Source organism: Actinospica robiniae DSM 44927 (assembly GCF_000504285.1).
GTDB lineage: Bacteria > Actinomycetota > Actinomycetes > Streptomycetales > Catenulisporaceae > Actinospica > Actinospica robiniae.
The window spans coordinates 2881750-2894972 of record NZ_KI632511.1 but is presented as its reverse complement, the minus strand read 5'-3'; the positions used below and the strand labels follow the sequence as shown (position 1 = coordinate 2894972).

Sequence of the window (13223 nt, the reverse complement as noted above, 5' to 3'; positions counted from 1 at the left end):
GAGCTCCTCACGGGCAGCGCCGGGACGGGGGAGTGTCAGGGCACGGCGATGGTCACAGGGTGGGCGCGGATTGGCCGGAGCCGATCGCCCCACTGAGCGCGGCCACCTCGGCGAGCATCCACTTCTGGTAGTCGTAGCCGGGGGTCGGCATGGTCTCGTAGACCCCGACGATCGGGATGCCGTTGTCCTTGGCCAGGGTGAGCAGCGACGTCGTCAGACTGTCGGTGACCTGCTGGTTGTAGACGAACGCCTTGATCTTGTGCTCGGTGAACAGAGCCTGTTGCGCGGCGACGTCCTGCGGCGAGGGGTCGGTGCCGTTCATCACGGCGGCCTGGAACGCCCACGGAGTCAGATTGCTGACTCCGGCGGCGTCCAGCAGATAGTCGGCCACCGGCTCGGTGGTGGCCACCGCCGCACCGCCGTAGCGGGTCTTCAGCTCGGTGATGGCGCTGGTGTAGGCGCTGAACGAGGTTTTGAACGTGGCGAGGTTCGCGGCGTAGTAGGCCTTGTGCGCCGGATCGATCGACGCCAGGTCCGCCGCGACGGCGGAGGCGACGGCCGGCATCGTCGTGGGCTGATACCAAAGGTGCGGGTTGGCGGTGGAGTCCGGCAGCGCGAGCAGTTGCTGCACGTCGATCACCTGCTGGCTCCCGTGGCCCGAGGACTGCTCGATCTGGTGCATGAAGTCGTCGTAGCCCAAGCCGTTCTGAACCACGAGCCTGGCCCGGCTGACCTCCGCCGCGACCTGCGGACTGGCCTCGTAGGTGTGCGGATCCGTGTTCGGGTTGCTCATGACGGCCGACACGGCGACGTACCGGCCGCCGATCTGGCCGAGCACGTCGGCGTACTCGTTCTCCGCGCCCACGACCACGATCTTGCTGTTCGCGGCGCTCCCGGCGGCGTCGGAGCCGGAACCGGAGCCGGACGGATACGAGCAGGCGCTGGTGAGCAGGGCGGCGGCGGAGAGCGCGAGCGTCGCGCAGAGTGCCCGGCCGAAGAGGCTGAGGCGGTGGGCGGGTCGGGCGGACGTCGAGGGCATGGTGAACAGCCCCTTCCTCGGTGTTGGCGGGGAGAACGAGCGCGCTGGCGGCGTGTCAGGAAGACGACCGCGCACTCAGGCCGGGCGCGCACTGGAAACGATAATGATTTTCATATCCATTGTCCAGGGCCCCCTGCCCCTCGTCCGCTTTGTCGCGTATATTCCCTTATTCACTCGAACCCGAACCCGCGATCGCCCCGGAACACCGGGCGATGCCTGGCGAACGCCCCGCCCGCGCGCGCTCCAGAGGCGGAAAAAGGCTCGTCCGGTCACCGTGGCCGGTGACCGGACGAGCCTGTCCCTCTGTTCGTTTCCTTACTCCAGGTGCGGTCTCCCGCTCAGCGACGGCTGGGCCGACGCCGCCGTGCCGCCACCGTGGCGAGTCCACCGGCGCCGAGGAGCGCGAGCCCCGCCAGTGCCCACATGCTGCCCTCGAAACCGGTCGAGGGCAGGTGGCCGTGGTGGTGTCCGTGCCCCCGCCAGTCCTTGACCTTGACCGTGGCGCAGGGGTGCTCCCGGTCCAGCGTGACCGTCGTCACCGACTGGCGGGGCCAGTAGCCGCGCGGGGCTGCGGTCTCCTGCCAGTAGTAGGTGCCGAGCGGAAGGTCCTTGGCCGAGCAGATGCCGGAGGCCGGGGTGACGCAGGGCCCGCCGACCTTGGAGTCCGGGTAAGCGCCCGTGGTCTGCAGACCGGGGATGCCGTTGGTCTCCCGCCACAGCTGGAAGGTCGCACCCGCCAGCGGCTTGCCGGTACGCCCGTCCACCTTCTCGACGGAGGTGAACCCAGGCTGCCGCTTGACCCGGTAGTCCTTCATCACGACGTTCGCGTAGGAGTGGTCGTATGACAGGACGACCTTCGTCACCGGCTGGCCGGGCAGGTCGTAGCCGAGAGGTGCCGCGATCTCCTGCCAGTAGTAGGTGCCGAACTGCAGGTGGTCCGCCGAGCAGACGCCGGAGTACGGGGTGACGCAGGGCCCGCCGACCTTGGAGTCCGGGTAGCCGCCCGTGCTCTGCAGGCCCGGGATGCCGTTGGTCTCCCGCCAGAGCTGGAAGGTCGCGCCGGCGAGCGGCTTGCCGCTGCGGGCGTCCACCTTCTTGACCGAGGTGGACCCGGTCTGCTTGATCATCCGGTAGTCCTTGGCGATCACGTCCACGTTGGTGTGGTCGCAGTCGATGACGACCGTCAACGTGGCGTGGTCGGGCAGATCGTAGCCGGGGGGCGCGCTGATCTCCTGCCAGTAGTAGGTGCCGAACTGCAGGTGGTCCGCCGAGCAGACACCGGAGTTCGGGGTGACGCAGGGTGCGCCGACCTTCGAGTCCGGGTTGCCGCCCATGGTCTGCAGACCCGGAACGCCGTTGGTCTCGTGCCAGAGCTGGAAGACGGCACCGGCCAGCGGCTTGCCGGTACGCCCGTCCACCTTCTCGTCGGAGGTGGATCCGGTCGGCGTCACGGTCTTGTAGTCCTTGGCCGTCACGTCCACCTTCAGGTGGTCGCAGTCGATGACGACCGGGATGGTGACCCGGCTGGGCAGGTCGTAGCCGGGGGGCGCCGCGATCTCCTGCCAGTAGTAGGTGCCGAGCTTGAGGTGGTCGGCCGAGCAGACGCCGGAGTTCGGGGTGACGCAGGGTGCGCCGACCTTCGAGTCCCGGTTGCCGCCCGTGCTCTGCAGGCCCGGGATGCCGTTGGACTCGCGCCAGAGCTGGAAGGTCGCGCCGGCCAGGGACCGCTGCGTGTACGCGTCCACCTTGTGCACGCTCGTCGACCCGGTGGAGTCGTCGCCCCAGCCGCCACCGTTGCCCCAGCCTCCGTTGCCGGAGCCGCCGTTGCCCCAGTTCTCGTCGTTCCGACCCGGCGAGCCGGCCTGGGTACTGTCCGACTGGGTGTTGTCGGCCTGAGTGCTGTCGGTCTGGGTGTTGTCAGCCTGAGTGCTGTCCGACTGGGTGTTGTCGGCCTGAGTGCTGTCGGTCTGAGTGCCGTCGGACGTGGTGTCGGTGCCCTGAGCGTCATCGCCCGGCGCGGCCGCGTCGCTCTGACCCATGCCGCTCTGATCCGAGCTGCTCTGACCCATGTCGCTCTGGTCGGTGCCGCTCGGGCTCGTGCTGTCCTGGTTGACGCCGCTCTGGCGGTCGTCGGTCGGGGCGGCCTGGTCGGCCTGGGTCCCGTCGGCCGGCGTCGACGCGTCGTCCTGGGCCCCAGCGGCGTTCCCGGCCGCTGGGACGTCGGAGGCCGTGCCGGTGTCGGACGCGTCCGTCCCGGTGTCAGACCCGTTGTCGCCGGCCGGCGTCGCGGCCTGGCAGTCCGCCCCGAGACAGGCTCCGGAACCGCCCGGAAGCGAGTCCGCCGAGGCGGTGGCCGGCGCCACCGTCAAGAACAGCGCCGTCGGCACCAGCGCCAGGGCCAGGGTGTGCCTGATCGGCTTGATCAGGCGTCCCCGGGTCGCAGCGTCCCGAGGCGCGGAAGCTTTCTTCACCATCACTCCTTTCCGTCAAGCAAGATCCATCAGGAGCCGAGTGTAAGAAGGCGATGGCCCGCATTTCCCGGACGCGACGAGGAATTGTTCAGAAAAGATCTGTGATACGTCCACTCGTGGTAAGTCGGCTTCCCGTACATCGCGAAAGGCATATGAGCGGATGGGCGTACGATGCGGCCATGAGTGTGAGCGTCGGCCAGGCGCTGGGGGACCGCTACCGGCTGGTCGAGCGGATCGGGCGCGGCGGCCACGGCGAGGTCTACCGGGCCCGGGACGAGAGCCTGGACCGATCGGTAGCCGTCAAGGTGCTGAGCCGTTCGAAGCACGCCGACCCGCGCACGACCGGCGAGTTCCACGCCCGGTTCGACCGGGAGGCCAGGGTGATGGCCTCGCTGCGTCACCCCAACATCGTCACCGTGCACGACCGCGGCGTGCATGGCGAGGCGACCTACGTCGTGATGGAGCTGCTCGCCGGGCCCGACCTGGGCACGCTGCAGCGTTCTGAGGTTGTTCTGCCCATCGAGCGCGTGACGGCCTACGGCGCGCAGACCGCGGCAGCGATCGAATACCTCCATCGCCGCGCCGAGCCGGTGGTGCACCGGGACCTCAAACCGTCCAATCTCGTCCTGGACGGCGAGGCGGTGAAGGTCTGCGACTTCGGTATCGCCGCAGTGCTCGAACCCGACCTGACGAAGATCACCCGCTCCGGCGAGATGGTCGGCACGCCCGTCTACGCGGCGCCGGAGCAGTGCCGCGGTGAGGACGCGACTGCGGCCTGGGACGTGTTCTCCTTCGGCACGGTGCTCTACGCGATGCTGGCCGGCGGCTCCCCGTTCGCCGGGCAGGGCGGCTGGGAGCTGGCCACCTACCGGGTGCAGTACGAGCAGCCCGCGCCGATCGCCGAGGTGCGCCGCGACGTGCCCGAGCCGCTGGCCGAGCTGATCGAGGCGATGATGGCCAAGACCGCGGACGACCGCCCGACGGTCTCCGAGGTGCGCCGGCGCCTGGCCGGCCTACTGGCGAGCGAGAGCCGGGCCGCCACCGTCACCCGGTCCGCGCCGCCCGAACCCACGCCGCCGACGCTGGCCCGGGCGCAGCTGCGGGCGGCCGAGCAGTTGCTCAACCTCGGCCGGTACGCCGAGGCGGATGAGGGCTTCGCCGCCGTCGGCCGCAGTCTCGACGCCGCCGGCTACGGCCGGGACTCGGCCCGGTTCGCGGCCGAGTTCGGCCGGGTCCGGGCCGGGTACGCGCGCGGCGAGGGAGTCAGCTGCGCGCTGCGCCTGGTGCGGCTGCTCGAGCATGCCGAGCAGGCGCTCGGCCCGGGCGACGAGCTGGTCCGCGCGCTGCGCCGGTTCCAGCAGGCCAGGAGCTGAGCCGGGTTCACTGGCTCGTCTGCAGCGCCCAGACCCGTGCGTACACGGTGGCGATGCCGTCGCCGGTGTCCACGCTCTGGATCTTCACCACGGCGAGCCGGTTGTTCAGGGTCTTGACGCAGATCAGTCCGCCGTCCGCGGCGACGCCTCCGTTCACGCTCGCGCCGCTGAGCAGGTTGGCGCACTGGGCGCGGCTGGGCACGCCGGTGCCGGTCCACAGCGCCATGCCCCACGAGGCGGAGAAGTCGTAGCCGGAGGACGAGTTGGTGCTGCCCACATAGAACAGGTCGTTGGAAATCGGGTTGTTGTCCGGCGGGATGTCGTCGAAGCTCAGCCCGTTCTTGCCGAACGTGGTCGAACCCTGCCACTGGACGGTGTCGTCGCTCTTGTCCGGGGCCGGAGATCCGCTGCCCAGCGCGCTGCCCTGGCCCACCTCCTGGTCCGCCGAGCTCGACACCTGCGGCGACGAGTTGTCCGCGGGCGTGACCTGACCGGTCGTGGCCGACGCGGACGGCGACGGCGGGTGCGAGCCGGCGCCGTTGGAACCGGGCGGGGAACGGAACAACGCCAGTGCGACGACCGCGCCGATCAGCACACCGAACGCGAGCGTGATCGCGCCCACCCGGAGCCGCGAGCTGAGCGCTCGGGCTGCAGGAGGCGGGACCGGCCCGCCCGCGAACCCGCCGTACTGCGTCGCCACGGTAGGCGGCACAGTCGGTTGCGGGACGGTCGACTGCGGCATGGTCTGCTGAGCGGTCACCGACGGGACGGTGGGCGGCGGCCGTGCCGCGATCGCGGCGATCGCGTCGGTGCGCGCCGCGACGGTTTGCGCGAGCGCCGGCGGCAGCCAGCCGGCCGCCGCGTCCGGCGGCGGCGTCTCGCAGGCCTGGCGGATCGCCCGGGTGTCCGGCCGCGCGGCCGGATCCTTGGCCAGGCAGGCGGTCACCAGCTCGAGCAGCTCCGGCGGAGTGCCCGTCAGATCCGGCTGTTCCTGCACGATCCGGAAGATCACCGCCAGATCCTCGCCCTCGCCGAACGCGGCCCGCCCGGTCGCGGCGAAGAAGGCGAGCGCCCCGAGCGCGAAGACGTCGAGCGCGGGCGTCGCCGGCAGCCCGCGGATCTGCTCCGGCGCCATGTACTGCGGCGACCCGACTCGCTTGCCGGTCAGCGACGCTGTGGTCGCGTCCGCGGCGCGGGCGATGCCGAAGTCGATCACCCGCGGCCCGTCCGCGGCGAGGATGACGTTGGCCGGCTTCAGATCGCGGTGGATCAGGCCGGCCGCGTGGATCGCGTCGAGCGCCTGCGCGATCCCGGCTATCAGCCGGCGCACGCAGGCCACCGGCAGCGGCCCGTGCAGCCGCACCGCCTCGAGCAGCGACGGGCCCGGGATGTACGCCGTCGCCAGCCACGGCGTGGCCGCGTCCGGCCCGGCGTCGAGCAGCTGGGCGATGTGGATCCCGTTGACCTGCTGCGCGGCCTGCGCCTCCTGGGCGAAGCGGCGGCGGAACTCCGGGTCCGCGGAGAACTCCGGGCGCACCACCTTGAGCGCCACGGGCCGTCCGCCGGGCAGGAAGGAGAGGAAGACCTGGCCCATCCCGCCCGCGCCGAGCCGCGCGTAGAGGCGGTAGCGGCCGATCTCGGTCGGTGCGCCCGGCTCGAGTCGGGAGAAGCCGTCGAACGGCGCGGTCATGGCATCCACCCCTACTTGGCTGCTCGCCGGACTCGAGACGATCTGAGTGGCGCTAGTATGACAGCCCGTCAGCGGACGTCGCACGCGTGCCCGCCCGCCTCGGAACGCGTGTGGTCGTGTCGGAACGCCCGGCTGGTGTCAATCGCATGACAACAGCCGAGGAAGCCGTCGAGCCGGCGTACCTGATCCTGCGTAAGGTGGGCTGATGGATCATTCGGATCTCGACGCACCCCGCATCGCGTACGGCTTCTTGACGATCGGCGAGTGCGTGGAGCTAGGGCGTCGCATCGGAGCGCTGTTCGACCCCTACTCGACCCTGCTTTCGCGCCACGCCCGGTTCGGTCCGGGCACGGTGATCTACCCCACGGTCAGCGTCGAGTGCGCGCCGGACGCGAGATGCGAGTTCGGCCCCGACAACATCCTGTATCCGGGCTTGCGGGTCACCGTCGGATCGGGCGCCGCGGTGGTGGTCGGGTCCGGGAACCGGCTTGGGGAGGGCGGGGCGCGGATCACTGCCGACGGGGCCGGGGCGAACGTGCACATCGCCGACCGCACGCGCGTGAGTGACGGCGCGATCCTCGGCGACGGCTGTGTGCTGGGTGTCGGCTCGCAGATCCTCGGGGCGATCAGCGCACGTGCGGTGCGCCTGGCCGCGGGCGGCGACTTCACCTGCCCTGATCCGGATCTGCGCGGCGCGGTGCTCAAGGGCCGCGGCACCGCACACGGCCTGTCGCTCGCGGTCGGTGAGGTCGTCAACGGCAACGGCCCGTTCGCCGACAGCCCGGTCGAGCGGCAGCGCGTCTATCACCCCGACGCTCCGCACGGATCATGACCGAACCGAGCGCGATCCGGGTGACCCTGCTGGTGATCTACACGCCGCAGTTGGAGGAGTGCCGCGAACCCGCCGCTGGCACCGGGACGTCACCAGATCAAGGATCCCGACGGCCGAACGGTCGAGGTCCAGGCCCGCTAAGGGCTTGGCTCCGGCCGGGGTCAGTGCCGTTACTCGTGCGCCGTCATCCCTGCCAGGGCCTTGACGGTGTTCCAGTTGCGGCCGGTCGCGGTGATTCCCTTGAGGCGGCTCGCCGGCCGGGACAAGGCGGTGGCCAGCGCCGAGCGGCCGATGCCGCCGGGGAGGTGCAGGTACATCACGCGGTCGCCGATGCGGAACTCCTCGGGCTCGAACGCTGCGCGGTCGATGTCCGCGTACCGCTCGTCGCCGATCTCGGCGGAGTAGAAGGTGGCGTGCAGATGCTTGCCGGCCACGTCGTCGGCGGGGAACGGGCAGGCCTTGATCACGGCGGCGAGGTAATCGCCGTCGCGGACGAGACAGGGGACGGAGAAGCCGAACTCCTCCTCGAGCGCCGCCTCGATGCGTGCGGACGCCGCGCCCTCGTCCTCGCCGTCGCGAGCGGTGAAGACGGCGTTTCCGCTGGCCAGGTATGTCTGGACGTCCGAGTAGCCCAGCCCGGCCAGCAGTTCGCGCAGCTGTGCCATCGGGACTTTGCGCTTGCCCACGTTGACCGCCGAGAGCAGTGCCGCGTAACGCGTCGCCATGTTCGGAGCCTACCCGCCCCCTCCGACAACGTCGTGCGGAGCGCCGTCGGCTCTTGCAAATTAGGTAAGCCTTACCTATGTTCTCTTCTTGTGGACGTATTCTCCCTAGTCGCGCGCGATGACGTGCCGCCGGTGTTCCTGCGGCTGCTGCTGGCGGGGGCGCTCGAGCCGCGGGAGTACGCCGAGTTGCTGGTGCAGTACCGCGAGATCTACGCGGCGCTCGACCGGGCCGCCGCCGCGCACGCCGCGGATGACCCGCGACTGCTCCGCCTCCGCGCGGGGATCCGGGCCGGGCTCGAGGATCTCGAGGCGGACTTGGCCGTGCTGCTCGGGCCGGGGTGGGCTGATCCCGACGCCGAGAGCCCGGAGGTCATGCCGGCCACCCGCGCCTACTCGGCGTGCGCCAGTGCCGCTGCGGCGAGCGTCGAGGGGCTGGTGGCCCATCACCTGGTGCGACATGCCGCCGACGGGCTCGGCGCAGGCCTGATTCACCTGACTTTGGGCGAGGCCTACGGACCGCTCGCAGGACGACTCGCCTTTCACACCGTCGCCGATTCGGCAGGCTCGAAGAAGCCCGGCGATGCGGCCATCGCCGATCCGTCCGCCTGGACGCGCGAGCAGCGCGAACGGGTCGCGGCCGAGGCGGCGGTCGCCGGTGCCTGCGACCGCGCACTTCTCGACGAGCTCGGCGCGGCGCTCGCGCGCCGTTGAAGCCTGCGAGCGATCACTGGATCATGCGAAGGGCACGGCGAACTCGCAGTCGGGCCAGACGGCCTCGCCCGGCTCCGCACTGGGCGTGTACGTGAGCCGAACGCCGAGGTCATCCGGTGTCGACGCGAGCTGCTCCGGATCGAGGCCCTGGTCCTCGGCCCAGGTGCGCAGCGCCTCCTCGGCCAGGCGCCACTGCGCCGTGCCGATCTGCTCGCCCGAGCCGAGGCTGACGTACGCCTCGCGGTGCGCGGGCTCGACGCGCAGCGTGAGCTGCGGGAACTGCGCGGCGATGGCTTCGGCCTCGGCTTCCGGCACCGGCTTGCACCACTCGACCGGACCGTCGCCGTCCGCGCTCACCTCGCCCCAGTAGATGCAGAAGAAGCCGCGCTCCCGGCCTTCTCCCTTGGGGAATCGCGGATCCTTGAGGATCCCCATGAACTCCTTGCCGAACGCCCACGCCCCGGACTCGTCGACGTTGCGCTTCAGGCACAGCAGACTGCGCGGTGGCATCTCCCGGCTTGCGACTTCGTACATGCCTCTGCTCCTCCCGGTAAGTCGGTCAACGAGGATGGTGACGAGCGTGGCTTGGGCGGCGTGGTCCGCCTCGGCTGCTCGCCAGAAGGCGGTCACCCGCTCCGCCAATTCGGGCGGGCCGAGACCCAGCCACTCCTTCGCCGTGGCGAGCGGGACCCCGACCTGGCGAAGCGTCGCGATCAGCCGCGCCTGCTCGAGCTGGCCGCTCGTGTAGTAGCGGTAACCGGACGCCTCGTCCACGCGTGCGGGCGAGAGGAGGCCGAGGCCGTCGTAGAGCCGCAGCGCCTTGGCGGACAGTCGCGACCGGCGGCCGAACTCGCTGATCCCCATCTCGTCCACATGCCATCATCTCCTCGTTCTCGGGCGAATCGCCCGATGGAGAGAGCGTGGCCTCTGCCCCAAGGGGAAGGTCAACAGGGACTGAACCCCGCCCACGCGCCAACGGCGTCGGCGGCGGTGTAGGAGCTGTCGACGCCGTTGAAATAGAAGCTGCGGTTCGCGACGCTGCCGCAGGACGACGTCTCCTCGACATTCGACCATGTGCCGTTCAGGTCGACTTTGTAGGCGAGCGTGGTGCCCGAGACGGCCGGGACGACGGCCTGCCACTCGTCGGCGGCGATCAGCGTCATCGGGTAAAGGCCGGGATTCCAGTCGTCGGCTGAGCTCATGCCCGTGCCGAGGGCGGAGAAGGCGCCGGCGATGTAGACGGTGTCGCCGCTCGGTGTGCCGGCCGGGACCGTCACGTCGATGATCGCCTGCGCGTTGCCGCACGTGTGCGGACCGGCCCAGTCGGCGACGGTGTCGGTGACGGTCGTGCCGTTGACGGTGAGCGATCGGTTCGCGGTCGCGGAGCAGGTTCTCGATTCCTCGATGTCGCTGAGCGAAGTGCCCAGGTAGTACTTGTAGGACAGCGCTGCTCTCGAGGTGGCGGTGATCGTGGCCTGATAGTGCGTATCGTCGACCTTTGTCATCGCGATTCCGTGGCCGGCACTCCAGTCGGAGCCGCCTTCGCCGAGGGCTGACAGGTTCCCGTTGAGGTAGACGTTCAGGCCCTCGGCCGCCGTGTCGACCGGAACGGTCACGTCGACGGTCTCGGTATACGTCGTAATCGCCGTGCCGATGAGCGAGTCGACGTCGAAGGCCACTGATCCGCCCGCCGGGACGGTGACGGTCGCCGATCCGCCCGAGACCACGATGCCGGTTCCGGAACAGGTGCCGCCGCTGTAGGTGTCGTTGACGATGTCGCAGTACGTCCCGTCGGGCAGCCCGGTGGCGAAGGTGTCGGTGAGCGCCGCGGAGCCGTTGTTCAGTGCGATCCAGGCGTCCGCGCCGCGGGCGAACGCGATCAGGTCGTTGCCGTCGGTGGTCCAGTGGGCGACGGCGTCGTTGTCGGTGTAAGCGAGGTTGTGCCAGCCGACCAGCGCGTCGATCGCCGCGTTGCGCTCGGTGCACTCCCACGCGCCAGTGCCGCACGTGGTGTCGGTGACGTCGCCGTTGGCGGTGTCCGGCGGTGCCTGGTTGTAGCTGCTGAACTCGAAGCCGGAGAAGATCTGCGGTGTGCCGTAGCCGTAGGCAAGCAGGAACTCGTCGGCCAGAAGGTAGGCGGAGCCGTCCGCGTAGTCGAGGGTCGGACTCGAGGCCCGCTCAGTGTCCTGGTTCGTCACGAAGGAGGATGCTGACGTGCTCGGCAGTGCGGGGCTGAGGCTGCCGAGCGCGGCGAGGTCGCCGTTCTCGAAGTCGTCGGTCAGGTCGTAGCTGTAGTCGAAGGAGGTGACGGAGCCCGTCGGCTCGAACGCGGCGGGGTTCAGCCGGGAATCCTGGCCGCTGGAGCCGGGATAGACCTCTTGGGTGATGAAGACGCCGGTTCCGGTACTCGCGTCGGGATCGAGCAGTGCATCGATGGCCGCGATGTCGCTCTCGCCGATCTCAGTGGCCGAATCCAGCCGGAAGCCGTCCACGCCCTGACCGATGAGGGTATTGAGATAGGCGGCCTCGATGTCGCGCACGGCCGCGGTGTTGGTCGCCAGGTCGGGCAGGCCGTCGAGCCGGCACGCGGTGACCTCGGTGTAGCTGAGCCAGTTGACGATGCTGTCGCTGGATTCGGGGCAGTCGGCCGGGTAGCTGTGGAAGTCGGCGGCGCCGTACGCCGGGTATGCCAGGGTGCTGGAATCGAACGAGGCGCCGCCGTAGCTGGTGTCGGAACCTCCGTCGCCGGCGGCCATGTGGTTGAGCACGACGTCCGCGTACACCTTCACGCCGGCGTCATGGCAGGCCGCGACCATCGACGCGAACTGCGCCGCGGTGCCGAGACGGCTCTCGAGCGAGTAATCGACGGGCTGGTAGACGTCCCACCAGTAGTGGTCGGCGTTGTCGTACGAGTCTTGCGGCGGTGAGATCTGCACGGCCGCGAAGCCGTCCGGGCCGAGGACGTCGGTGCAGTCGGCGGCGACCGAGTTCCAGTCGTACTCGAAGAGGTTGGCCGTGACGTTCCGGGACAGCGCGGTCGCGGCGTGGGCCGGCGTGGCGGAGGCGGCGAGCACGGCGGCGGGGGCGACCAGGGCGGACGAGAGGAGGGCGCCGACGGTGAACAGCGCGGATCTGGATCTGCGGGCAGGCGGGCGGGAGTCGTTCACGTTTGCTCCGTTGCATACGTGCGCCAGATTGGTTGTCTGTGCAAACAAACTCGGTGGGTCAGGCGCACCATAGCGAAGGAGACGGGGGCCTGGAAGGGTCGCGGACAACATCCTTCCGGCCCGGCCGCGGCGACTTTGTTGCCGGACAAGCGAAACCGGGAGCGGCCGCGGCCGATTTCTCCGCAGGTGGCCGGTCCTGGCAGGATCAAGTGCGGGGAAGTGAAAGGATGGCGGACGTGACGGGCGAGAGCGGCGGGATTCAGCAGGCGGCGGACGTGCTGCGGGCGGGAGGCCTGGTCGCCTTCCCGACGGAGACGGTCTACGGTCTCGGCGCCGACGCGGAGAACCCGGTCGCCGTCTCGCGCACCTTCCAGGTCAAGGGCCGGCCGCCGAACCATCCGCTGATCGTCCACATCGAGAGCGCGGCGCACCTGGACGGCTGGGCCGAGGACGTGCCGGAGACCGCGCGCGTCCTGGCGGAGCACTTCTGGCCCGGGCCGCTCACGCTGGTGCTGCGGCGCAGCAGCCGTGTGCCGCTCGAGGCGACCGGCGGGCTGGAGACGGTCGCCGTGCGCGTGCCCGACCACCCCGTCGCCCAGGCGTTGCTCGCGGCCTTCGGCGGCGGGCTCACGGCGCCCTCGGCCAACCGCTTCGGATCGGTCAGTCCGACCACGGCCGAGCACGTGCGGACCGAACTCGGCGACGCCGTGGACCTCGTGTTGGACGGCGGCCCCTGCCAGGTCGGCGTCGAGTCGACCATCGTCGACGTCAGCGCGGAGGCCCCCGCCATCCTCCGGCCCGGCGGCGTGACCCGCGAGGACCTCGAAGCGGTACTGGGATACCCCCTCGGGGTGCCCGCGACCAGCGACGTGCGGGTCCCGGGCCAGCACCCCTCTCATTACGCGCCGCGCGCGCGGGTCATCCTGGTCGAGCCCGAAAACGTCATCGCCGAGGCCGAGCAGGCCCAGCAGGCCGGGCGCCAGGTGGGCGTGCTGCTGCCCCCGACCTTCGCGGACGCCGAGGTCAAAGCGCACGCCGTGGTGAACGTGCCGGCCTCGCCGGCCGCGTACGCCCGCGCCCTCTACCGACTCCTGCGCGGCTTCGACGAGAGCGGGTGCGACCTCGTCGTCGCGTCGCTGCCGCCCGAGGACGGCATGGGCCTCGCGATCGCCAACCGGCTGCGTCGGGCCGCCGGACCCCGCGGTTAGGAACCTG

Annotated in this window: 10 protein-coding genes; 4 read left to right on the top strand and 6 right to left on the bottom strand. The window is 70.5% G+C overall.

The window, feature by feature from the left end; all coding sequences use genetic code 11:
• Positions 1-52: 52 nt before the first annotated feature.
• Both ACTRO_RS12470 and ACTRO_RS12465 read right to left on the bottom strand, forming a co-directional pair.
• Positions 53-1039 carry a metal ABC transporter solute-binding protein, Zn/Mn family gene (locus tag ACTRO_RS12470; protein WP_084316211.1) on the bottom strand — a complete coding sequence of 329 codons (987 nt, stop codon included), beginning with the start codon at positions 1037-1039 and terminating at the stop codon, positions 53-55.
• A gap of 338 nt (positions 1040-1377) precedes the next feature.
• A complete protein-coding gene (locus tag ACTRO_RS12465; protein WP_034263295.1) occupies positions 1378-3513 on the bottom strand; it encodes an MSCRAMM family protein in 2136 nt (711 codons plus the stop codon).
• Positions 3514-3689: 176 nt separating this feature from the next.
• Between ACTRO_RS12465 and ACTRO_RS43240 the strand changes: the two genes are divergently transcribed.
• Positions 3690-4883 carry a serine/threonine-protein kinase gene (locus ACTRO_RS43240; protein WP_169739884.1) on the top strand — a complete coding sequence of 398 codons (1194 nt, stop codon included), beginning with the start codon at positions 3690-3692 and terminating at the stop codon, positions 4881-4883.
• 7 nt (positions 4884-4890) lie between these two features.
• On the opposite strand, the gene ACTRO_RS48845 is transcribed toward ACTRO_RS43240, so the two are convergent.
• Positions 4891-6573 (bottom strand): serine/threonine-protein kinase, encoded by a 1683-nt coding sequence (locus ACTRO_RS48845; protein WP_051450734.1) that lies wholly within the window; start codon positions 6571-6573, stop codon positions 4891-4893.
• A 205-nt stretch (positions 6574-6778) separates the two neighbouring features.
• Between ACTRO_RS48845 and ACTRO_RS12450 the strand changes: the two genes are divergently transcribed.
• Positions 6779-7405: an LbetaH domain-containing protein gene (locus tag ACTRO_RS12450; protein WP_034263293.1), complete on the top strand. Its 627-nt coding sequence runs from the start codon at positions 6779-6781 to the stop codon at positions 7403-7405.
• A 170-nt stretch (positions 7406-7575) separates the two neighbouring features.
• On the opposite strand, the gene ACTRO_RS12445 is transcribed toward ACTRO_RS12450, so the two are convergent.
• Positions 7576-8130, bottom strand: a complete 555-nt coding sequence (locus tag ACTRO_RS12445; RefSeq protein WP_034263292.1) for a DUF1697 domain-containing protein — start codon at positions 8128-8130, stop codon at positions 7576-7578.
• Between the two features lie 90 nt (positions 8131-8220).
• Here ACTRO_RS12445 and ACTRO_RS43230 point away from each other — a divergent pair, with 90 nt between their 5' ends.
• On the top strand, positions 8221-8841 hold the full coding sequence (locus ACTRO_RS43230; RefSeq protein WP_169739883.1) for a biliverdin-producing heme oxygenase: 621 nt from the start codon (positions 8221-8223) through the stop codon (positions 8839-8841).
• Positions 8842-8862: 21 nt separating this feature from the next.
• On the opposite strand, the gene ACTRO_RS12435 is transcribed toward ACTRO_RS43230, so the two are convergent.
• On the bottom strand, positions 8863-9705 hold the full coding sequence (locus tag ACTRO_RS12435) for a MerR family transcriptional regulator (protein WP_245594671.1): 843 nt from the start codon (positions 9703-9705) through the stop codon (positions 8863-8865).
• 80 nt (positions 9706-9785) lie between these two features.
• Positions 9786-12008, bottom strand: a complete 2223-nt coding sequence (locus tag ACTRO_RS12430; RefSeq protein ID WP_051450731.1) for an alpha amylase C-terminal domain-containing protein — start codon at positions 12006-12008, stop codon at positions 9786-9788.
• A gap of 236 nt (positions 12009-12244) precedes the next feature.
• Here ACTRO_RS12430 and ACTRO_RS12425 point away from each other — a divergent pair, with 236 nt between their 5' ends.
• A complete protein-coding gene (locus ACTRO_RS12425; RefSeq protein WP_211244211.1) occupies positions 12245-13216 on the top strand; it encodes an L-threonylcarbamoyladenylate synthase in 972 nt (323 codons plus the stop codon).
• Positions 13217-13223 lie beyond the last annotated feature (7 nt).